The organism is Faunimonas pinastri, from assembly GCF_900110915.1.
In the GTDB taxonomy this organism is placed as follows: domain Bacteria; phylum Pseudomonadota; class Alphaproteobacteria; order Rhizobiales; family Afifellaceae; genus Faunimonas; species Faunimonas pinastri.
Genome location: NZ_FOFG01000002.1, coordinates 390,655 through 409,574 on the forward strand (window position 1 = coordinate 390,655; position 18,920 = coordinate 409,574).

Consider the following 18,920-nt stretch of genomic DNA (forward strand, 5'->3'; position numbering starts at 1 on the left):
GACCGGGATCTCTGACCTGCTGCAGGCGGGTCCGGCATTGCGGATAATTCTGAGAAAGCAGGTCAACCCTGAAGCGAAGGCAACCCGGAAGGCGAAGGCTCAGAGATAGAACAGGCCCAGATCCCGGACGATATCCCAGAGCGCATCGACCGCTTGGGGCTGCGCTCGTCCGTCGAGGGCTTCAGCCGCGTCGTGCGGGGAGCCCCCCGCGCGGATCGAGCGCGCCAGCGTCACCGCCGCCCTCCGTCTATAGGGGCAGCTCTCGTTCAGGTTCACGTGTAGCAGCGCGGCAATGTCGGCATCTTGATGCATCGGCTTTTCCTCCTGCCGAAGAGAAAGGATCTTTAGCCGGGGCTGGTTCTCCGATTGACAATTTGTCGCAGATGGAGTGTTGCTCGGACGAAGCCATCGCTTTTGACCGTCGTCCCCGCGCCCTCATCTTCGCCGGCGGATCTGAGATCCAGCGAGCCTTACCGTAACTCCTCGGAAAACGCGAAAAACCGGAAGTCTACCGGACCGTTCTTCCCGTCTCGCAACTCAGCTTTTCTCGCGCCACCATGGAGAGCTGCCGCGGTTGCGGCTCTCTTTCGCCAGCCTCTTGCGCAGGATCTACCGCGCTGGTCGACCGTCCGGGCGGCGCCGATGAAGCAAGCATCCGAGAGACCGGCGACGTCCTCCCACCGCACAGTTGGACATCGCCAAGTCGTGCGCCCTGCCGCCAACCATGCCCCACTGGTCAGCCAGCGTCGGTGGCGCGCATCAGCGGCGTGTCGGGATCGCACGGCCATGCCGCTGACATGGCAGCCGGGCGGCTAGCGCTGCCGCGTATTCAGCTCACGAACGACGCGGATCAGCCGCCATAACTGTGCAGCGCCACTCGCCGGCCATAGGCGCGCACGTCAAGGGCTCGGGATAGGCCATCTAGATTGCTTCTTCCGTTTGGCAATGTAGTAGGTTCTCAGGGCGCTACCGCTCGAACCCCGGCGTGAGGCAAGACTGCATGCACTCTGAGAGACTGAAGGCGTTTACCGACGGCGTCCTGGCGGTGATCATCACCATCATGGTTCTTGAGCTGAAGCCGCCACACGGCGCGACCCCGGAAGCACTCCTGGAGCTCATGCCGGTGTTTCTGAGCTATGTGCTTAGCTTCATCTACGTCGCCATCTACTGGAACAACCATCATCACTTTTTCACGCTGGCACCGAAGGTGAATGGCACAGTTCTGTGGTGCAACCTGCATCTCCTGTTCTGGATCTCTCTCATCCCCTTCACGACAGCATGGATGGGAGAACACGAGTTGCAGCCTTGGCCTACTGCGGTTTACGGCTTCGTTCTTCTCGCCTGCGCCGTCGCCTGGGCCCTCATGCAGGCTTCGATCATTCGCCTGCAGGGGCCGAACTCCGAATTGCGAGAAGCAACCGGCCGCGACTGGAAGGGCAAGGCTTCGCCGATCCTTTACTTGATCGGGATCGCGCTCGCCTTCGTCACACCGATCCTGGCTGACGTCATCTACGCTGCTGTCGCCGGGATGTGGCTGATCCCGGATCGACGCGTGCAGACGGTTGTCCAGCGCAAGCACCAGGACGACTAGCCTCCTGTTCTCAGGCAGGCATCGGCGTGTTGTAGAAAATGTCGGCGCGTCTCGCCCGCTCGAAGATGCCGTCGGCGCTGGACGAGACCATGATTTCGCGCGAGGCGTTCACGTCCAATTTTAGGCGCGCCTTCCCATGCATCTCGTGAGGCTGCACCTCGGCGCGCTCGCGGAGCTTCATGGCATGGATGGTCGTTGTGACATCCTCATCGAACTGACCACGCTGCATCAAAAGTTTGTAGTGGCCAAACCGCTTGAAGAATCCGAGGCGGTATTGGCCGGGGCTTCGAAGTCCTGCATCCGGCATGCAAGCGCTTGCTCGCAAGAGCCGGCTCTCCTCCTGGGGTTCCCGACGCCGGCATAGGCTCCCTGCATCTCGTGCTGGAAGGCTTTCTGCTGCACGCCCATGTCGCTTCTCTCGCTCGTCACCGATGACCTGGCCGCGGGACGGCTGGTCCGCTCGGCCCATTCCGATAATCCGGAAGCGGCGCTTTGGGCGCTATACCCCTCGCGACGATTGCTCAGCGCGCGGGCGTCTGTTTCTCGCATACCTCGTAAAGGCTTTTCCGAAGGGCACGCTCGACGAGATGGCAGCCTTTATCGACGAGAAGCTACCGCCGTCGGGCTTGCTTGCCATCGCTCGCGTTCCGAGAAGATCTCTGCGACCGTCTCCATGTTGTCACTTCCCCAGTTGCAGAGCGGTACCAATGCCTGCGCCAGGCTGTGGCCAAGCGGTGTGAGAGTGTAGTCCACACGCGGCGGAACCTCCTGATAGTCCCTCCGGGTCACGATGCCGTCGGCCTCCAGCTCCCTCAGCTGCTGGATCAGCATCTTGTCGCTGACGCCGCGCACAGCGCGTTTGAGGGCGCCGTAGCGGTTGGAGCCTTGGATCAGGAAGTAGATGATGAGCGGCTTCCACTTGCCCGCGATGACGCGGAGCGTCGCGTCAAGCCCGCAGGTGAAGCCGGTAGCAGGGTCCGAAGGTGCCGCAGTCATTTTTCCATACTTACAAAAAGGTGCATACTTGTTTGTAGGTACGTGAGCCATCAGTTTTGCGCCAGGCCAAAACTGGAGACACGAGCATGAACAGACTGGAGGGCAAGACGGCAGTGGTGACCGGCGGCGGGACGGGCATCGGCTTCGCCACGGCAAAACGCTTCATCAAGGAGGGCGCTTTCGTCTACATCACCGGGCGCCGGCGCGAGCAGCTCGACAAGGCGGTCGCGGAACTGGGCCCGAACGCCCGTGCTGTGCAGGGATCTGTTTCAGATCTCGACGATCTCGCGCGGTTGTTCGAGACGGTGAAGTCGGAACGCGGATCGCTCGACATTCTCTGTGCCAATGCCGGGTTTGGCGAGCTGGTGCCACTGGGGCAGATTACCGAGGAGCAATATGCCCGCGCATTCGACGCGAACGTCAAGGGCGTGCTCTTCACCGTCCAGGCGGCGCTGCCGCTGATGCGGGAGGGCGGATCGATCATCCTCACGGGCTCCACCACGAGCGTGATGGGCACCCCGGCATTCAGCGTCTACAGCGCGACCAAGGCGGCGGTGCGCAACTTCGCGCGGAGCTGGGCGCAGGATCTGCGCGGCACCGGCATCCGCGTGAACGTGCTGTCGCCCGGGCCGACGCTTACCGAGCTGGCCGAAGAAGTTGTTGGTCGCGACGCGATGATCGAGATGGGATCGGGGACGCCGATCGGTCATGTTGGGGCACCGTCCGAGATCGCGGCGGTGGCGGCATTCCTTGCCTCTTCGGACAGCAGCTTCATGACCGGGAGCGAAGTATTCGCGGACGGAGGGCTCGCGCAGATTTGATCGCAGCGGCGGCGACCGGTGCGCTATTCGCGTGCCGGTCGCACGGTGGTACCGGTGGACGTTGCCCCGTCATTCGCTTCTTCAATTTCCATGGGCTAGAAGCCCATTGGGGCTCTTCATGGCCATGGTCGGGCCTGGGTGAAAATCCCACAGGGCGCGCGACACTTGGAAGTCGGGCGTTGATGGCGCAAGCTTTTGAGATGAACTCGTACCCACGGATTGACCTGATGCTCCTGCGCCAGATCGGCTGGGATGAATGGGACCCCATCGGGATCCGCTCCTGGGATGATGACGCATGGAAGACTGTCCGCAGCAGACGAATACGACAACTACATGCAACATCTCGCCTACATGTTGCTGAACGGCAAATCCTCCGAGGAGGCGGTAAAATATCTGGAATGGATCGGCTCCGAGTGGATGGCCCTGGGCTCTCCGACGGATGGATCGCGCGCTGCATCAGAGAAGACAGTCGCCGCTGTCCGCGCTTACCTTCGCGAGATTTCCGAACAGAGTGACGAGCCTGAAAGGCTAAGTCTATTGTGTCGGGGCCGGATGAAACCATGCCGGGCTACTGTTGATGACGTGAAAAGAAAGCTGCAGGCCGATTACGGTCGGAACGCTTCTTCGACCTCCACAGCGAGGAGGCCGGACGCGCGTATAAGGCTCGGCACCGAAGAATAGGCCTTCGGTTTGCAGAGGAAGGGCTACCCCGGCCTCATTTTCCTGCGTGAGATCCAACGCTGGGCGGCTTGCGACGGGAGCCCTGCAGGTCCACGCTCATTCTCAATAAGTCTCAAGCGTCACCCGCAACTCACTGAAGTCGTTGCGCGCGAGGCGAGCCGGATCGATGAACACGTAGAGCGCGCCGACATCGCCCGGCGTCCAGTGCATTGCCCCATCGCTGGCGACCTGAAAGAGCAGGAGTTCACCGGAGATCTCGTCTCCCCGAGCAGGCTGGATAACATCCGGAGTGCCGCCCATCCGGTGTGGACGATTGCCGTCGAGGGTTCGCCAGTCCGGCTCAAGTTCACGCAGGAGATCGGCAGGGATCAGGTCGCGTAGCTTCGGTGACGTGTAATAATCAGCCGCAATCTGGGTCTGCGCCGCGGCGAGGCCATGGCGCGCCAGATCGAGCAGAGATCCGTTTAGTCGACGCGGAGTTCCCACTCCGATTCGGGCCCCCATGAGGAACCAGTACGGTGAGCGGTCGTCGACCAGCTTCTGCCTGAGTTCCGCCCACTCTGCCGATGGCAGCGGCGAATCCAGATCGCGGGATGAAACCCATTTCCGAAGCGCTGCCAAACGCTGTCTGGCGTCCTGCCGCCACGCCAAGTGAGCATCCTGGGATGCCTTCATCGCGTTCTGTACCGCGACGGCGTCTCCGGTTTCCCCAAGGAAGCGTCGCGCAGATTCGAGGTCGCTAATCCTCTCTTCATGCTGCGGGCGGTTCGGAGACTGTTCTGCTTGGCCCCTTAATCGAGCGAGAGCTTGATCCAGCGACGCCGTGGCTTCTCCGATCCAGCCTGGCCGCTTCATGTGGATCCGGTCCTGTTTGGTCATAGGCAGCAGGTTCTCGGCCAGCTTGCGCTCGATGCTGTCGAGGACATACAGGACGCCGCGCCAGCTGAACGGTGCCAGCTCCGTGCGCATCCAGTCCGTCGTCGCGGGGCGAGCAGGCGCGCCGTCATAGAGCGTGCCCGCGAAGTCCTCGGGGATGATCGTTCTCTCGGTCGAGCCTTCCACCGATCGGCTGGGAATCGTCACCAGATCGACCGGCCAGCGACGCCAACGTGTCGGGATGTCGTTTTGACTGCGGACGAACCCGTAATCAGGTCCGCTGAAGGTCTCGTCGGCGACCGGCAAGGTTCCCGGCGGGGGCTCCCGCTCAGGCCCGAGTTCCTCGATAGGGAGAACGTGAACCGCCTTGTTGTTGTCCTCGATGAAGGATTCCTGCCCGTTCAGGAACAGCAACAGCCATCCCTCGCGTGGCCCGAGGCCACCCCAGAGCTCGGCGGGCAGATCGGCACAGGCAATCTGCGCCAGGAAATGCAGCGGCGTCTCGCCGCGATCTGGATGATCGGTGGAGGGTCCGCACGGCCAGACCGCATGGTCCGGCATCCTCGGCAGTCCGCCCAGCCAGGAGCGCGGCTCTTCCCCGAAGCGCACGGGAACCTGCCGCCGAAGAACGACCGAGATAGGCTCGCTGAGCGGAGATCGATCGTCCGGCGGCGATGACTGCCCTGACAATCGACCCGTGTCGGCAGGAGCAGAACGCTGGATAGCCTTGATCGCCCTTCGCCCGTACACCCTGAGGAGGGCGAAGACTGCCATAGCAATCAGAATCCACGGCAGCTTATGAGCCATGACTTCGATCTATCCTTTCGTTCCCGGATACCGGCCAAGCAACGGAACTTCCCGTCGATGCGGACCACTCCGGGCGAAGCGCTCGAAGGTTTGTTAGCGCAGGCAGAAGAGAAAGTGGCGTTCGACTTTCCCAAACGAGGCTCATGCCTCCAGTCTTCGTTCAAACCGACGAAGACTCGTCCTCGCGGGACCGGAATGAAGGTCTCACGCATCCGAGCATCTTGGCCTCCGTCCGCAAACTCTCCCCGCTCCCGGAAAGGGCGGGACGGCGTGCGCGGAACGAAGGGCCTCCCCCTTCCGACGGCGACCCTGCGGGATATCCAGTAGCGCAGCCGGTGCAGCGGTCCGGTTCGCGCTGGGGCTCCCGCTTATGCGAGCCCGGTGATCGCCTTCAGCAGCGTGTCGGGACTGAAATCGGAGGTTGGCCGGTCGGCCACGACCTCACCCAGCCGCAACACCGTAACGCGATCCGTCACCTCCAGCACATGCGGGAGCGTGTGCGAGATGAAGACGACGCCGAGGCCATTCGCCTTCGCCTGCCGGATGACGTTCAGCACCTCGATCGACTGCTGCGCGCCCAGATGGTTAGTCGGCTCGTCCAGCAGGATCACCTTGTTGGCCCAGGCGACGGCACGCCCGATCGCCACCGCCTGACGCTGGCCGCCGGAGAGCTTCGACACGGGCCGCCCGGCGGACGGGACGGTGATGCCGACCCTCGTCAGTTCCTGGCGCGCCTTGTCGCGCATCGCCTTTTCGTCGAGGAACCCGAGGCGTCCAAGGAGCCCCTTGCGCAGAACCTCACGGCCGAGAAAGACGTTGGCGGCGACGGTCAGGTCCGGCGCGATTCCGGCATCCTGGTAGAGCGTCTCCACCCCCGCCTCCAGCGCATCGTGGGGCGAACGCCAGTGACGCGGTTTGCCTTCCAGGATGATCTCGCCCGAATCGGGCGGGTTCACGCCGGACAGGATCCGGACCAGCGTCGACTTGCCGGCTCCGTTGTCGCCGACCAGGCCGACCACCTCGCCCGCGCCGACCGAAAAGTCGACGCCGTTCAGCGCAACAACGCTGCCATAGGACTTGCGGATATCGCGCACGGCATAAAGCGGCTCGGTCATGTTCCTCTCCTCGCGGCGGACGAGAGGCCCTGGATGCCGACCGCTCCCGCGATCAGGCCTGCCACGACGATCTGTTGCCAGTTCGGCTCGACGCCGATCAGGATAAGCCCGGAGAGCACGGACGTCGTGATCAGCGCGCCGATGAATGTGCCGGAAATCTTGCCCGTTCCCCCGAAGAGGCCGATGCCGCCGATGACGCAGGCCGCGACGGCCGAGAGTTCGCCCCCGCGCCCGGAAAGCGGCGAACCGGAGCCCAGACGGAAATAGACGAAGGCGCCGGCGAGCCCCGACAGGATGCCGGAAAGAAGATAGATCTTCGTCAGATGGCGCTTCACGTCGATGCCGGCGCCGCGGGCGGCGAACGGGTTCGAACCGATCGCGTAGGTCCAGCGTCCGAAGCGCGTGAGGCCGAAGAAGGCCCAGGCGATGGCCATGATGACGAGAACGGCGATCACCGGCACGGTGAGGACGCCGAGATAGCGCAGGTTGCCGACATAGATGACCGCCGTCGGCCCGCCGGCCACCTGCACGCCGCGCGTCAGGACCAGGCTGACGCCCGCCGCCGCGCCCAGCGTGGCCAGCGTCGCGATGAAGGGCGTGATGTTGGCGACGTTGATCAGGAAGGCGTTGACCAGCCCGACGACGGCGCCGGTCGCCATCGCGCACAGGACGCCGACCACGATGGTCAGCGCGGGGTCGACGCCCGCCTGGTTCAGCGCCCGGACGGCCAGCGCCATGACAACGCCGGACAGTCCGAGCGTGGAGCCGACGGACAGGTCGATCCCGCGGGACACGATGACGAAGGTCTGGCCGATCGCCATCAGCACGACCGGCGAGAAATCCTGCAGGATGTTGGCGGCCGCCGGCAGCGACAGGAAGCGGGGATTGATCGACGCGAAGACGACGACCATCACGGCGAAGATACCAAGAAGGACGACGTCCTGGCGCAGCAGGAAATCCCGAAGCCCGCCGCCTCGTGGAGAGGCGGCGGGAGCAGTGTTTTTGGTCATTCCGGAGTTCCCTGTTCGATGCGCAGACCTCGGTGCCGTTGCCGGTCCGGCCGGATCACTCCGAGTAGACGTACTTTTCGTTCTCCGAGAGGTTGTCCTTGGTGATCACCACATTCGGGATCACGGCGTTCTTCTGGATCTTGTCGGTGTCCTTGCCCGAGACCTTCGCCAGCGCGAACTCCATGGCCATGTTGGCCTCCTCGCTGGGGCGCTGGGCGACCAGGGCGGTAACGACGCCGTCCTTCAGCGCGTCCACCTCGGCCTGGTAGGCGTCGTAGCCGACAAGCTTGACCTTGCCCGTCTTGCCGGAATTGCGGATCGCCGCGACCGCGCCCTGGGTATTGGTGCCGTCGAGCGCGAAAACGCCGGCGAGGTCGGGCTGGTCGAGAAGAACGGTGTTCACGGCCGAGGTGGCGCGATCGGGCTGGCTCTGGGAGTACTGGATGCCGACGATCTTGATGTCGGGATGGTTCTTCATCTCCTCCTCGAAGCCCTGCCGACGCAACGTGTTCGTGGTGGCCGAGGGCGAGGTCGCCATGATGAAGACCTTGCCCTTGTTGCCGATCTGCTCGGCCAGGGTCTGCGCCGCCTGGCGTCCGCCCGCGACGTTGTCGCCGGTGATGAAGGAGGTGACGGAGGACTGGTCGGTCACGGTCGTATCCACGGTGATGACCGGGATGCCCTGGATCTGCGCCTTGGTGACGCTCGCCTGCATCGAATCCGGGTCGGTCGGGCAGAAGATCAGCACGCTCACATTGTTGGCGAGCATGGCGTCGACGAACGGAAGCTGCTGCTGGGGCGAATATTCGCCGGAGCTTCCCTGCCAGTTCAGCTTCATGCCGAGGCGATCGGCCGCTTGCTGCGCGCCCTTCTTCATCGCCTGGAAGAACGGATCGGACACCGTGCCCGGCACGAAGCCGACGGTGATGTCTGCGGCCTCGGCCTGAGCGGAGACAACAGCGGCGACGCCGAGCGCGAGGGCGACGGCGAGACTGCGAATGGACTTCATCGAAATTTCCTCCCGAGGATGCCGATCCTGGCCTTTTCCGGCTCTTCAAGGCATCGACGACGGGATACTCAGCGGCGGGGCGTATGACTGTCAAGGATCACATGTCCGAATGGCTGTTGCCGCCGTGTCTCGTATTCTTCCGGGAAGGCGCGTTCGGGGAACCGATCCGCGCGGGGGCATCATCCGCTTCTCAGTGCCCCTGCGACACCGCCACGTTCACGGCCAAGGCAACGATCACGGTGTTGAAGAAATAGGACAGGATGCTGTGCACCAGGGTCAGCTTCCTCATGTCGCCGTTCCGCGTCGCCACGTCGGATGTCTGAGCGGTCATCCCGATCGTGAAGGCGTAATAAAGGAAATCCGTCACCAGCGGTTCGTCAGTGCCGGGGAAATCGAGGCCGCGAGTGTCCTGCGTTCCTCGGCGCTCCGGCTGCGCGTCCGCGTAATAGGCGTTGGCGTAGTGGAATGACATGACCGTGTGCAGAGTGCCCCAGCCGAGGGGGACGCTCAGAACAGCGAAGGCAAGGTGGAGAGGATCGGCCGCCTCCGCCTTGTTCAGGTAAAGGACGAAGGACCCGAGGCAGAGCAGGATCGCGCCAAGGGTCACGATCCAGATGACAAGCATTCCTTCGTCGTCGCGGTTCGCGGTCTTTCGGAGATCGTCGGCGGTGAGGGTAAGCGCGAAGGCTGCGGTCAGGATCAGGTAGACCGCGAAGAACACGTCTCCCGCGATCGTCAGCCGGAGCGGGATGTCCATCCCGACACAGGCGACACCGGTCGCCGCGCCGAGCAGGATGCCGGCGTAGAACCGGGTATGGCGGTGAAAGTGGCCCAGGCTGATCATTTCCGGCTCCGATTGCACAAGCACAGGGCTGCCGGCGCTTCGGTGCGCGTGGCCCGTCTCAGCATTCCGCGAGATGCGTGAACGGAGCGTAAGCGCGGCAGCCGACCTGAATTTCCCACCCGCCACGACCGGCAGCGGCGTATGACACCCGTGAATCGTTCCTGACAGGCTGCGGGGCGATCGTGGGGAGATCCGAATGCTGACGCGCGTGGGTTACGGGTGGGGCCTGGGGCTGCTGATCGCCTCGATCTGCATTGGGGCGGCGGCCGCTGCGGAACCCTCCTACGACCGCTACAAGTCCTGGTTCGTCGCCTGCGACAACGGCCTAAGCTGCGAAGCACGAGGCTTCGAGGAGGGCACGAACGAAAACCCGGATCTTCGCTTCACCCGTCCTGCCGGGCCTGCCGCCGAGGCGGCGGTCGTCATCAGCGTCCCCTCCGAGGTCGCGAGGAGCGATCTTCGGATCGACGAAAAGCCGCTGAACCTGCCCTCTCCCGCCTGGACCGTGGAACGACAGGACGGTTTCACCGTATTCTCCACGCAGAACGCGCAGGCCCTCGCCCGGTTTGTCGCCGGCGCGCGGAATGCCGCCAAGCTTCAGGTCGGCGAAGCTACCGTCATTCCGCTGGATGGCATGGCCGCCGCCCTGCTCAGGATGGACGAACGGCAGGGCCGTCTGGGCGGAGTGACGGCGCTGATCAGGAAAGGAAGGGCACCGGCATCCGAGGTTCCCCCGCCGCCGCCGCTGCCGGGCGTTCCGGAATTCAAGCCCGCGCCGCCGCTGGCGGAAGGCCAGGCGCACGCGCTTGTCGAGCGCGCCCGGCAGGCCGAGGCGGAACGCCTGAAGAGCGAGGATTGCCAGGACGACACCCCGCAGGACATCGACTTCACCGCCGCCTACCCGCTCGACGACAGGAACGCGCTCGTCATCCTGTCCTGCGCGATGGGGGCCTATCAGGGCTGGTCTCTGGTCTCCATCGTCCCGCGCGCCGAGGATGGCTCCCCCACGCCGTTCCGGCCGAGCTTTCCCATAAGGCAGGAAATCCCGACGGACTCGCTGACCGAACCGTATTTCGATCCGAAGACGGGCATCCTCATGACGAGCGCCAAGGGACGCGGGCTGGCGGACTGCGGGATGACTGCGGAATGGATCTGGAACGGACAGGAATTCCAGCTGACCAGCGCCAGCTATCAGGCCAATTGCGGCGGCAGCGAGCCCGGAGACTGGCCCGTCGTTTTTCGGTCGAAGTAGGGGCCGAACCGGCGCCGACGAAGGCCCCAATCGCGCGCTGGTGACCTGAAACCGCGCCGCCGTGCGAATGTGCGCCTCGCATGCGCTAACAACCCGGAACGGCACGACGGTGGCGAACATGGCGGACGCACCGGTGCCCGGCGAAAGCTATCCATTCGCGGTCGACAGAGCTTTTCATACTGCGCGGGAAGCGCGATCTGCCGGATGCCGCTGCGATCTGCCTGATGCCGCCTCAGGCCCCCGCCATCGGAACTGAGTTTGGCAGGGAGGCGGCGCGTGGCCACCTCCCCGAAATGCCGATCAGGCGACCGGCATCTGGCAAGCTCACCTCAGGCGGGCTGGCCGCCCTTCTCTTCCTCGAAGGTCACGGCCACGTCGCCATTGGCGGAGAGGCGCACCTTGTTGCCTTCGATGTCGGCCACGAGCGTGGTCGAAACGTAATGATGGTGCCCCTTGTGGGCGCCCTCGCCGCTGTCCTGCTTGGTGAGCTTGATGCGCCCGCCCTCGACGCGGTCGACCGTCCCGACGTGAGCGCCGTCGGCTCCGATGACTTCCATATGTTCCTTGATCGCGCTGGCGTCAGCCATTCCGGTCTCCTGTTCGCAGTGTTGTTTCAGTGTGCCCGCGAGCAACGCCCAAGGAACCGAATTGGATGCACGCGAGGACAGTCGGGAATGTCGCGCCCTCGCACGACCGCTGAAAGATCGCCGTCAGGAAAGGCTTTTCGCAAGCGCATTCCCGGTTCAATTTACGCCCATGAGAATCGCCAGCGACCAGCTTTCCGTCGAGGTCTCCGAACAGGGGGCCGAACTTCGATCCGTCCAGACCGCCGATGGCGCCGACTGGCTTTGGGACGGGGATCCCCAATGGTGGCGGGGCCGAGCGCCGCTGCTCTTCCCGGTCGTCGGCAAGAGCCCGGAGGACACGGTCCGCATCGACGGGCAGAGCTACCCGATGGGTGGTCATGGCTTTGCCCGCAGCAACACGTTCGAAATCGCGGAGCAGAGCGAGGGCCGCGTCGTGCTGCGGCTGCGCGAATCCGAGGCGACGCGGGAGCATTACCCCTTCGCCTTCACGCTCACCGTCTCCTATGAGGTGGATGGCAACCGTCTCGCCAATCGGGTGACGGTGACGAATTCCGACGACCGGCCGTTGCCCTTCTGTTTCGGCTTCCACCCCGCTTTCGTCTGGCCGCTGCCGGGCTGCGAAGGCGAGGCGCACAAGCTCTGGCTGGATCATCCCGGCGAACCGGAGATCCGCATGCTGCGGGAGGACGGGCTGATCAAGACCGAGTTCTTTCCCTCCCCCTTCAACCAAGGGGTGCTGGAGCTCGAGCCGTCGCTCTTCGATGCGGATGCGCTGATCCTCGATCACGATGCCGGCAGTTCCGTCCGCTTCGGCGTGCCCGGCCGGCCGGGACTGGAAGTCGCCTACGAGAACTGCCCGAATCTCGGCATTTGGACCAAGCCGGGCGGCGCTCCCTTCCTCTGCATCGAGCCGTGGCACGGCTTCTCGCCTTTCGTCGGCGGCAGCGACGAGATGGAGAAGCGGCCGGGCGTCATCGTCCTGCCGCCCGGCGAAGAAGCGACGTTCTCGCTGACCGCCGCCTTCGGCGCTCCGATCCCGGCCTGAACCGGCGACCGGCCGTCGCCCCCGTCGCCGGGGGCGGTGGAAAGATCCTTCGCGGGAGGAACGATCGGCAGGGGGGCGGATTGTCGGGAAGACAGTCAGCACCCCAGGAGCACGTCATGGCCGACAAGGATCTCAAGGCCCTTTTTCTGCACCAGATGAAGGACGTCTATTTTGCGGAGAACGCCATCATCAAGGCGCTCCCCAAGATGGCGGAAGCAGCGCAATCCCCTGAGCTCAAGGCCGCCCTCAAGGTCCATCTCGACGAGACGCGCAACCAGGTGAAGCGGCTCGACGAGGCATTCGAACTCCTCGGCGAAAAGGCGCAGGGCGTGGAGTGCAAGGCCATCCAGGGCATCATCGCCGAAGCCGAAGAGGTGATGGACGAGTTCAAGGGCGGCGAAGCGATCGACGCGGGCATCATCTCCGCCGCGCAGGCCGTCGAGCATTACGAGATCACCCGCTACGGCACGCTGTTCGCATGGGCCAACCAGCTCGAGCTGAACGACATCGCGGATCTTCTGGAGGAAACGCTGGTGGAAGAGGAAAACACCGACGACCTCCTGTCCGAGCTTGCCGAGGATTCCATCAACGAGGAAGCCGGATCGGACTGATCCGTTAGGACTTAACGGATCGGGCTTCAGATCAGGGCCGGAATCAGGGCGGCAGCGGGAAACCGCTGACCGCCCTTTTCCTTGAGATCGGGATCGCCTCAGGCGATCTCGACGATTTCCACCTCGCCGCCGGCGATCGTGACCTCGTCGCCGACAGCCTTGCCCGTCAGCGCGCGGGCCAGCGGAGATACGTAGGAGATGCTGCCGCGTGCGGGATCGGCCTCGTCCTCCCCCACGATGCGGAAGACCTGCCGGCGGCCATCCTCCCGGTCGATGGTTACCGTGCTGCCGAAGACGGCGACGTGGTGGCTCGGCGGCGGCCCCACCGGTTCGGCGCTGGCGCGCCGGGCTGTGTAATAGCGAAGATCCCGCGTGGCGCGCGCCATGGCCGTGCGGTCGGAGCTGATCCCCTCCGCGGCCTTTGCCGCCTGATAGGCCGCCCGCGCCTCCGCCAGGGCCGCCTCGAGCTGCGCCAGCCCTTCCGGCGTCACGAGGTTGCGATGCGGCGAGATCGGCCGGTCCGGCAGGTTGGCGGCCGTGGCCTCGACGTCTTCCTCGCGCGTGAAGGCGACGCTCATCGGCCCGGCCCCGATGTCGGGGAGCGGGCGGGAATCGGACGGATCGGAAACGCTGTGGTCATTCCTCAACATCGGGGATGACGGGATCGCCATCAAGTGCCTCGTCGAGAGGCGCCGCCTTGCTGCCGGGCACCATCCACGCGCCATCCTTGCACCGTCGCGCCTCAATATTGTGCATGTGCAGCAATTACCCCGCTTGTGAAGGAAGCCGGCTTGTACGCCGCCGGAAACGGTGAGATATGTTGGCCGTCCAGCAGGCTATGCGGGAGAGACCTCGGCGGTTCGCCGACGAGGCGCCGACGGAGCAACACCCCAGGAAACTCTCAGGCAAAAGGACCGCGTAGCTGGACGATCTGGAGAGAGGCGCTTCGATGCGTCCACCGAAGGGGAAGCCCTCGGCCGCTTGCGGCTCGGGGTAAACTCTCAGGTACCGTGACAGATGGGGACAACCGGACCGGGCTTGCCCGGTTCTGCTCGTCACCATTCACGAAAGAGCGTCCTCGTGCAGACCATTGCCGTCATCGGCGCCGGGATCACCGGCATCACCACAGCCTATGCCCTGGCTGAAAAGGGTTATTCGGTCACCGTCTTCGACCGCAACCGCTACCCCGCCATGGAAACCTCGTTCGCCAATGGCGGCCAGCTTTCCGCCTCCAATGCCGAGGTCTGGAACAACACGGCGACGCTGCTGAAGGGCATCAAGTGGATGCTGAAGAGCGACGCGCCGCTGCTTCTCAATCCCCTGCCCTCGTGGCACAAATATTCCTGGATGGCCGAGTTCGTCGCCAGGATCCCGGAATACCGCGCCAACACGGTGGAGACCACGCGCCTTGCGATCGCATCGCGCCGCTACATGGCGGAAATGGCGGAGCGGGAGAACATCGACTTCCACCTGGAGAAGCGCGGCATTCTCCACATCTATCGCGACAAGACCAGCTTCGACCACGCGATGACGGTGAGCGGCCTCCTGGCCGAAGGCGGCCTCGAGCGCCGCACCGTGACGCCGGACGAGATGCGCGCCATCGAGCCGACGCTGCATGGCGACTATTACGGCGGCTTCTTCACCGAGTCCGATTCCACCGGCGACATCCACAAGTTCACCCGCGGGCTGGCGGAGGCCTGCATGCGCAAGGGCGTCCTCTTCGTGCAGGATGCCGAAGTGCGCCGCCTCAGCCACAAGGGCGACGGCATCGAGGTGCAGTGGCTGCCGACCGAGCAGGAGGAAGGCCAGCGCCTGCGCCATCGGCGGGAAACCGCGCGCTTCGATGGCACGGTGATCTGCGCCGGCGTCGCCAGCCGCCGCTTTGCCGCCATGCTCGGCGACCGCGTCAACATCTATCCGGTGAAGGGCTACTCCATCACCGTCCAGCTCGACGACGAGAAGAGCCAGAAGGGCGCGCCCTGGGTCAGCCTGCTCGACGATGCGACCAAGATCGTCAGCAGCCGCCTCGGCCAGGACCGCTTCCGCGTCGCCGGCACGGCGGAGTTCAACGGCGACAACCGCGACATCCGCCAGGACCGCATCCGCCCGCTGGTGGAGTGGACGCGCCAGCTCTTCCCCGATGTGGACACCGGCAAGGTGCTGCCCTGGGCGGGCCTGCGGCCAATGATGCCGAACATGATGCCGCGCGTCGGCGCCGGCCGGAAGCCGGGCGTGTTCTACAATACCGGGCACGGCCATCTCGGCTGGACCCTCTGCGCGGCAACGGCGGAGATGATCGCCGACGTGGTCGCCCGGCGCGACCGGAAGCCGGCGGCCGTCACGCAGCTTCGGCAGGTCGCCGATCGCGAGCCGGAACGACTGCGCGCCTGATCTTCGGATGCCGATATCGGGCCTTGAAGTTGAGGCCGGCGCGAGAGTGCCGGCCTCCCTGATTTGCCGGGTCATTCCGGCCGGCCTCCATGCTAGCGTGCGGCCCGAGTCGATTGAGGAGCATGCCATTGCCGATGACGGACCCCCTTGCCGCCGATCAGGCGTTCTTTACCGCGCTTCAGGCCGCCGATAGCGACAGTTTGAACGCGCTCCTTTCCGACGATTTCATCCTCGTCGACGTGCTTTCCGGCTCCACCATCCCGAAATCCGTCCTCGTCGGCTTTGTCGGCGCCGGCGATCTCGTCTTCAACGAGATAGAGCGCGATCCGGGCGATCTCATCCAGCGCGACTATGAGGGTCTCACGATCATCATCGGCAGGACGCGGATGAACATGACCTATGAAGGCGAGACCTTCACCGCCGAGAGCCGCTACACGCATGTCCTCATCGAGGATTTCGAGCTCGGCTGGCAGCTCGTCTCCGCGCAGGGCACGCTGATCCCCTCCGGCGCTCCCGACGTGGAAGCCGCCTGATATTCCACTCTCCAGCACGGCCAAGGATGTCCGGATGAACGCAATCACCATCGAATCCGCCATTGCCTCTGCCGGTACGGGCCGTTTCCAGCGACGCCTGATCGGCGTCTTCGGGCTGGTCTGGGCGGCCGACGCCATGCAGGTGCTGGCGGTTGGCTTCACCGCACCCAGCATCGCAAGAAGCTTCGGCCTCTCCGTGCCGCAAGCCCTGCAGACCGGCACCGTCTTCTTTCTGGGCATGCTCTTCGGAGCCTGGGGCTTCGGCCGGCTCGCCGACCGTTTCGGCCGCCGCCGCGTCCTCATCGTGACGGTGCTCCTCGATGCGGTCTTCGGCCTGCTCTCCGGCGTGGCTCCGAGCTTCTCGATCCTGCAGCTTTTCCGCTTCCTCACCGGCCTCGCCGTCGGTGGCACGCTGCCGGTCGACTATGCGATGATGGCGGAGTTCCTTCCGGCGGACCGGCGCGGGCGCTGGCTGGTCGGGCTCGAAGCTTTCTGGGCGTTGGGCACTCTGGTGCTTTCGCTGGTCACCTGGGCGCTCGTGACAGCCGGCGTCGAGGCGCCCTGGCGCTGGGTCTTCGCGATCAATGCCGCACCGGCGCTGATCGGCATCGGGCTTCGCCTGTGGATCCCGGAATCGCCCTTCCACCTGCTCCGCACCGGGCGCGGCGAGGAGGCGAAAACCGTCATCGACCGGGTGGCGCTCGCCAATGGCCGGGCACCGGCAGCGGGAACGCTGATCGCGCGCGTCCAGGGCAGGACCTCGATGAAGGCGCTGTTCGCCGGGGCGCTCGGACGCCGCACGCTGCTGATCCTCGTCGCGTGGCTCCTAGTTTCCGTTGCGTATTACGGCGTCTTCGCCTGGCTGCCCAGCCGGCTCGTCGGCCAGGGCTACGGCTTCGTTCGCGGCCAGGGCTTCCTGGTGCTGGTCGCGCTGGCGCAGTTGCCGGGCTATGCGCTGGCGGCATGGGGCGTGGAAGTCTGGGGCCGCAAGCCGACGCTGATCGCCTTCCTCGGCCTCAGCGCCCTCGGCTGTATCTTCTATGTGCTGGCCGGCACCCCTGCCCTGATCGCCAGCGCCACGCTCACGATGAGCTTCGCGCTGCTCGGTACCTGGGGCGCGCTCTATGCCTTCACGCCGGAGCTCTACCCCACCGCCCTTCGCGCCACCGGGATGGGCGTGGCAGGCGCGGTCGCCCGCTTCGGCGGCCTTCTCGCACCCTCCGCCGTGGGGCTGATCGTGGCCCAGAGTTTCGGCACCGCGATCGCCTTTTTCGCCGTCCTGCTGGCACTTTCGCTGGTCGCCGTCGCCTTCCTCGACGTGGAAACGCGGAAGCAGGCGCTCACATGAACCGGTGCGGCGAAAACACGTTCTTAACGCGACTTAACACCGGTTAAGGATCGTCGCATTTCTGGCGTGGTTGGATGGCATGAATATCCAACCTGCTCCTTGGCAATCGTGAGGAGATCATGTCGATGGTGCCAGAAACCGAAATCCGGAACAGGGTCGCGCTGGCGATCCGGACTGGACAGATCCTCCATGTACCCTATGAAGCCGTGCAGATCGCCTCGCTCTACAATGCCGATGCGAATGCGATTGCGTTGGAACTGACCGAGGCAGGACTGAGAGCCGGGATCAACATGGAACTCGGCAAACCTTCCGAAGCTCGGCCGGCCTAGTCACAGCGGAGAGGCGTTTGATGTCTGAGAACGATCGGCAGCGAAAGATCGAGCAACGGGCTTACGAGATCTGGGAGAGCGAGGGCCAGCCGCACGGCCGTCACGAGGAGCACTGGCTCCGGGCCAGCCACGAGCACGACCAGCCTTTGCATGTTCATACCGGCAGCTTCGAGGGCGACGGCGGGACGATCGTCTCGGCTGGTGCCATCCAGACTGCTTCCCGAACCCGGAAGACGAAGACAGTCGCTGAAGAAACCGGCAAGGCCGAACCGGCCCCCTCTCCGCGCAAGCGAGCCGGCCGCGCTTCCGGCACGGCCGCGATGGAAGCCAGCGCCACGAAGACCGAGACGGAGAGCGCCGCCGGCAAGCCCGCGCGAAAGACAACCGGCAAGCCCGCCACCGAGGTGAAGGGCGGCGGCTGAACGGCCCTGCCGCCCGGATCGTCGGGCGAGTTCACGCTCGCATAGCGGGAACTTGACCGCTCCGTTTACAAATATGCGTTTGCGTTTGCCTGGAAGTTTGGGCACCAAGAAGCACGCTCTGGAGACGGAAGGCTGTTCGCAGCCCCGCCGGGCGTGCCGGACCGTCTGAAGCGGTGCTTGCAGGCTCTTAAAAGGAAGCTGGGACAGTTATGGCAAGGCAGCCCAACTCGGTCGACGCCTATGTCGGAAGCCGAATTCGTGCCCGTCGACGGGTTCTCGACCTCACGCAGGAAGCCATCGGCGACAAGGTCGGGGTCACGTTCCAGCAGATTCAGAAATACGAAACAGGCACCAATCGCGTCGGCGCCAGCCGCTTGGCGCAGCTCGCCCAGGTGATGGACGTGCCGATTTCCTACTTTTTCCCGGACGCGGAAGAAGGTGCTGCCGCTGAGGCGCTGGACGCCCTGCCCGCCGACGACATGGCAAGCCTGTGCCGCGCCTTCTCTTCGATCGACGATCCGAGCCTACGCCGCGAGATCCTGAGCTTCGTGGAAACGCTGTCGGCCAGCCGCCAGTCGCAGGATTCCGGCCGCTAGTCTCGCCGGCCTTTCTCCGGGCCGTCGTAGCGCTCGCAATCCGACCCCGGCGCGCG

22 protein-coding genes, 1 pseudogene and 1 riboswitch are annotated in these 18,920 nt (G+C 64.7%); of the genes and pseudogenes, 13 read left to right on the forward strand and 10 right to left on the reverse strand.

Annotation, left to right across the window (positions count from 1 at the left end):
• Nucleotides 1–99: 99 nt before the first annotated feature.
• Nucleotides 100–312, reverse strand: coding sequence for a hypothetical protein (locus BMY25_RS05050; RefSeq protein WP_092495518.1), 213 nt, complete (start codon nucleotides 310–312; stop codon nucleotides 100–102).
• 688 nt (nucleotides 313–1,000) lie between these two features.
• Between BMY25_RS05050 and BMY25_RS05055 the strand changes: the two genes are divergently transcribed.
• On the forward strand, nucleotides 1,001–1,591 hold the full coding sequence (locus BMY25_RS05055) for a TMEM175 family protein (RefSeq protein WP_092495519.1): 591 nt from the start codon (nucleotides 1,001–1,003) through the stop codon (nucleotides 1,589–1,591).
• A 10-nt stretch (nucleotides 1,592–1,601) separates the two neighbouring features.
• On the opposite strand, the gene BMY25_RS05060 is transcribed toward BMY25_RS05055, so the two are convergent.
• On the reverse strand, nucleotides 1,602–1,898 hold the full coding sequence (locus tag BMY25_RS05060; RefSeq protein ID WP_143061885.1) for a hypothetical protein: 297 nt from the start codon (nucleotides 1,896–1,898) through the stop codon (nucleotides 1,602–1,604).
• Nucleotides 1,899–2,006: 108 nt separating this feature from the next.
• Here BMY25_RS05060 and BMY25_RS21055 point away from each other — a divergent pair.
• Nucleotides 2,007–2,193 (forward strand): annotated as a pseudogene (locus BMY25_RS21055) (LysR family transcriptional regulator); the annotation flags it as partial.
• Here the strand turns inward: BMY25_RS21055 and BMY25_RS05070 are convergent.
• Entirely contained in the window at nucleotides 2,189–2,587 is a 399-nt protein-coding gene (locus BMY25_RS05070) for a winged helix-turn-helix transcriptional regulator (protein ID WP_092495522.1), read from the reverse strand. The pseudogene BMY25_RS21055 and the gene BMY25_RS05070 sit on opposite strands and share 5 nt — an antisense overlap.
• 86 nt (nucleotides 2,588–2,673) lie before the next feature.
• Between BMY25_RS05070 and BMY25_RS05075 the strand changes: the two genes are divergently transcribed.
• Both BMY25_RS05075 and BMY25_RS20710 read left to right on the forward strand, forming a co-directional pair.
• Entirely contained in the window at nucleotides 2,674–3,408 is a 735-nt protein-coding gene (locus BMY25_RS05075) for an SDR family NAD(P)-dependent oxidoreductase (RefSeq protein WP_092495523.1), read from the forward strand.
• Nucleotides 3,409–3,693: 285 nt separating this feature from the next.
• The gene (locus tag BMY25_RS20710) at nucleotides 3,694–4,089 is read left to right on the forward strand and encodes a hypothetical protein (protein ID WP_177176711.1); all 396 of its coding nucleotides are present in this window, start codon (nucleotides 3,694–3,696) and stop codon (nucleotides 4,087–4,089) included.
• A gap of 102 nt (nucleotides 4,090–4,191) precedes the next feature.
• Here BMY25_RS20710 and BMY25_RS05085 read toward each other — a convergent pair whose 3' ends face one another.
• The 5 genes from BMY25_RS05085 to BMY25_RS05105 form a co-directional block, all read right to left on the reverse strand.
• Nucleotides 4,192–5,772, reverse strand: coding sequence for a DUF1963 domain-containing protein (locus BMY25_RS05085; protein WP_092495524.1), 1,581 nt, complete (start codon nucleotides 5,770–5,772; stop codon nucleotides 4,192–4,194).
• Between the two features lie 368 nt (nucleotides 5,773–6,140).
• Nucleotides 6,141–6,887 (reverse strand): ATP-binding cassette domain-containing protein, encoded by a 747-nt coding sequence (locus tag BMY25_RS05090; RefSeq protein WP_092495525.1) that lies wholly within the window; start codon nucleotides 6,885–6,887, stop codon nucleotides 6,141–6,143.
• Nucleotides 6,884–7,897, reverse strand: a complete 1,014-nt coding sequence (locus BMY25_RS05095; protein ID WP_092495526.1) for an ABC transporter permease — start codon at nucleotides 7,895–7,897, stop codon at nucleotides 6,884–6,886. Before BMY25_RS05095 ends, BMY25_RS05090 begins: the two co-directional genes overlap by 4 nt.
• Before the next feature lie 55 nt (nucleotides 7,898–7,952).
• Nucleotides 7,953–8,906, reverse strand: coding sequence for an ABC transporter substrate-binding protein (locus tag BMY25_RS05100; protein WP_092495527.1), 954 nt, complete (start codon nucleotides 8,904–8,906; stop codon nucleotides 7,953–7,955).
• Nucleotides 8,907–9,096: 190 nt separating this feature from the next.
• Nucleotides 9,097–9,750 carry a DUF1345 domain-containing protein gene (locus BMY25_RS05105; RefSeq protein WP_092495528.1) on the reverse strand — a complete coding sequence of 218 codons (654 nt, stop codon included), beginning with the start codon at nucleotides 9,748–9,750 and terminating at the stop codon, nucleotides 9,097–9,099.
• 196 nt (nucleotides 9,751–9,946) lie between these two features.
• Here BMY25_RS05105 and BMY25_RS05110 point away from each other — a divergent pair, with 196 nt between their 5' ends.
• Nucleotides 9,947–11,002, forward strand: a complete 1,056-nt coding sequence (locus BMY25_RS05110) for a DUF1176 domain-containing protein (RefSeq protein WP_092495529.1) — start codon at nucleotides 9,947–9,949, stop codon at nucleotides 11,000–11,002.
• A 329-nt stretch (nucleotides 11,003–11,331) separates the two neighbouring features.
• Here BMY25_RS05110 and BMY25_RS05115 read toward each other — a convergent pair whose 3' ends face one another.
• Entirely contained in the window at nucleotides 11,332–11,589 is a 258-nt protein-coding gene (locus BMY25_RS05115) for a DUF2171 domain-containing protein (protein ID WP_092495622.1), read from the reverse strand.
• A 169-nt stretch (nucleotides 11,590–11,758) separates the two neighbouring features.
• On the opposite strand from BMY25_RS05115, the gene BMY25_RS05120 reads away from it, so the two are divergent.
• Together BMY25_RS05120 and BMY25_RS05125 are read left to right on the forward strand one after the other, a co-directional pair.
• Nucleotides 11,759–12,634 (forward strand): aldose 1-epimerase family protein, encoded by an 876-nt coding sequence (locus BMY25_RS05120; RefSeq protein ID WP_092495530.1) that lies wholly within the window; start codon nucleotides 11,759–11,761, stop codon nucleotides 12,632–12,634.
• 116 nt (nucleotides 12,635–12,750) lie between these two features.
• Nucleotides 12,751–13,245 (forward strand): YciE/YciF ferroxidase family protein, encoded by a 495-nt coding sequence (locus tag BMY25_RS05125; RefSeq protein ID WP_092495531.1) that lies wholly within the window; start codon nucleotides 12,751–12,753, stop codon nucleotides 13,243–13,245.
• Nucleotides 13,246–13,343: 98 nt separating this feature from the next.
• Here the strand turns inward: BMY25_RS05125 and greA are convergent, their stop codons facing one another.
• Nucleotides 13,344–13,823: a transcription elongation factor GreA gene (gene greA / locus BMY25_RS05130; protein WP_092495623.1), complete on the reverse strand. Its 480-nt coding sequence runs from the start codon at nucleotides 13,821–13,823 to the stop codon at nucleotides 13,344–13,346.
• A gap of 253 nt (nucleotides 13,824–14,076) precedes the next feature.
• Nucleotides 14,077–14,172, forward strand: a riboswitch (glycine riboswitch).
• A 153-nt stretch (nucleotides 14,173–14,325) separates the two neighbouring features.
• On the opposite strand from greA, the gene BMY25_RS05135 reads away from it, so the two are divergent.
• The 6 genes from BMY25_RS05135 to BMY25_RS05160 all read left to right on the forward strand — a co-directional run bounded on the left by BMY25_RS05135 (nucleotide 14,326) and on the right by BMY25_RS05160 (nucleotide 18,864).
• Complete coding sequence (locus BMY25_RS05135) at nucleotides 14,326–15,636, forward strand: D-amino acid dehydrogenase (protein ID WP_092495532.1); 1,311 nt, start codon at nucleotides 14,326–14,328, stop codon at nucleotides 15,634–15,636.
• 134 nt (nucleotides 15,637–15,770) lie between these two features.
• Nucleotides 15,771–16,169 carry a nuclear transport factor 2 family protein gene (locus BMY25_RS05140; protein ID WP_177176712.1) on the forward strand — a complete coding sequence of 133 codons (399 nt, stop codon included), beginning with the start codon at nucleotides 15,771–15,773 and terminating at the stop codon, nucleotides 16,167–16,169.
• A 34-nt stretch (nucleotides 16,170–16,203) separates the two neighbouring features.
• Nucleotides 16,204–17,517, forward strand: coding sequence for an MFS transporter (locus BMY25_RS05145; RefSeq protein ID WP_092495534.1), 1,314 nt, complete (start codon nucleotides 16,204–16,206; stop codon nucleotides 17,515–17,517).
• Nucleotides 17,518–17,636: 119 nt separating this feature from the next.
• On the forward strand, nucleotides 17,637–17,846 hold the full coding sequence (locus BMY25_RS05150; RefSeq protein ID WP_092495535.1) for a hypothetical protein: 210 nt from the start codon (nucleotides 17,637–17,639) through the stop codon (nucleotides 17,844–17,846).
• Nucleotides 17,847–17,866: 20 nt separating this feature from the next.
• Nucleotides 17,867–18,268, forward strand: a complete 402-nt coding sequence (locus tag BMY25_RS05155; RefSeq protein WP_092495536.1) for a DUF2934 domain-containing protein — start codon at nucleotides 17,867–17,869, stop codon at nucleotides 18,266–18,268.
• Between the two features lie 209 nt (nucleotides 18,269–18,477).
• Nucleotides 18,478–18,864, forward strand: coding sequence for a helix-turn-helix domain-containing protein (locus BMY25_RS05160; RefSeq protein WP_092495537.1), 387 nt, complete (start codon nucleotides 18,478–18,480; stop codon nucleotides 18,862–18,864).
• Nucleotides 18,865–18,920 lie beyond the last annotated feature (56 nt).

Bases quoted from the DNA above. Each gene is read 5' to 3' on its own strand.
- BMY25_RS05105 (WP_092495528.1), bottom strand. From the start codon at position 9,750: ATGATCAGCCTGGGCCACTTTCACCGCCATACCCGGTTCTACGCCGGC.
- BMY25_RS05145 (WP_092495534.1), top strand. From the start codon at position 16,204: ATGAACGCAATCACCATCGAATCCGCCATTGCCTCTGCCGGTACGGGC.
- BMY25_RS05150 (WP_092495535.1), top strand. From the start codon at position 17,637: ATGTCGATGGTGCCAGAAACCGAAATCCGGAACAGGGTCGCGCTGGCG.
- BMY25_RS05075 (WP_092495523.1), top strand. From the start codon at position 2,674: ATGAACAGACTGGAGGGCAAGACGGCAGTGGTGACCGGCGGCGGGACG.
- BMY25_RS05085 (WP_092495524.1), bottom strand. From the start codon at position 5,772: ATGGCTCATAAGCTGCCGTGGATTCTGATTGCTATGGCAGTCTTCGCC.
- BMY25_RS05050 (WP_092495518.1), bottom strand. From the start codon at position 312: ATGCATCAAGATGCCGACATTGCCGCGCTGCTACACGTGAACCTGAAC.
- BMY25_RS05070 (WP_092495522.1), bottom strand. From the start codon at position 2,587: ATGACTGCGGCACCTTCGGACCCTGCTACCGGCTTCACCTGCGGGCTT.
- greA (WP_092495623.1), bottom strand. From the start codon at position 13,823: ATGAGCGTCGCCTTCACGCGCGAGGAAGACGTCGAGGCCACGGCCGCC.
- BMY25_RS05060 (WP_143061885.1), bottom strand. From the start codon at position 1,898: ATGCCGGATGCAGGACTTCGAAGCCCCGGCCAATACCGCCTCGGATTC.
- BMY25_RS05140 (WP_177176712.1), top strand. From the start codon at position 15,771: ATGACGGACCCCCTTGCCGCCGATCAGGCGTTCTTTACCGCGCTTCAG.
- BMY25_RS05110 (WP_092495529.1), top strand. From the start codon at position 9,947: ATGCTGACGCGCGTGGGTTACGGGTGGGGCCTGGGGCTGCTGATCGCC.
- BMY25_RS05120 (WP_092495530.1), top strand. From the start codon at position 11,759: ATGAGAATCGCCAGCGACCAGCTTTCCGTCGAGGTCTCCGAACAGGGG.
- BMY25_RS05160 (WP_092495537.1), top strand. From the start codon at position 18,478: ATGGCAAGGCAGCCCAACTCGGTCGACGCCTATGTCGGAAGCCGAATT.
- BMY25_RS05125 (WP_092495531.1), top strand. From the start codon at position 12,751: ATGGCCGACAAGGATCTCAAGGCCCTTTTTCTGCACCAGATGAAGGAC.
- BMY25_RS05055 (WP_092495519.1), top strand. From the start codon at position 1,001: ATGCACTCTGAGAGACTGAAGGCGTTTACCGACGGCGTCCTGGCGGTG.
- BMY25_RS05155 (WP_092495536.1), top strand. From the start codon at position 17,867: ATGTCTGAGAACGATCGGCAGCGAAAGATCGAGCAACGGGCTTACGAG.
- BMY25_RS05090 (WP_092495525.1), bottom strand. From the start codon at position 6,887: ATGACCGAGCCGCTTTATGCCGTGCGCGATATCCGCAAGTCCTATGGC.
- BMY25_RS05115 (WP_092495622.1), bottom strand. From the start codon at position 11,589: ATGGCTGACGCCAGCGCGATCAAGGAACATATGGAAGTCATCGGAGCC.
- BMY25_RS05100 (WP_092495527.1), bottom strand. From the start codon at position 8,906: ATGAAGTCCATTCGCAGTCTCGCCGTCGCCCTCGCGCTCGGCGTCGCC.
- BMY25_RS05095 (WP_092495526.1), bottom strand. From the start codon at position 7,897: ATGACCAAAAACACTGCTCCCGCCGCCTCTCCACGAGGCGGCGGGCTT.
- BMY25_RS20710 (WP_177176711.1), top strand. From the start codon at position 3,694: ATGATGACGCATGGAAGACTGTCCGCAGCAGACGAATACGACAACTAC.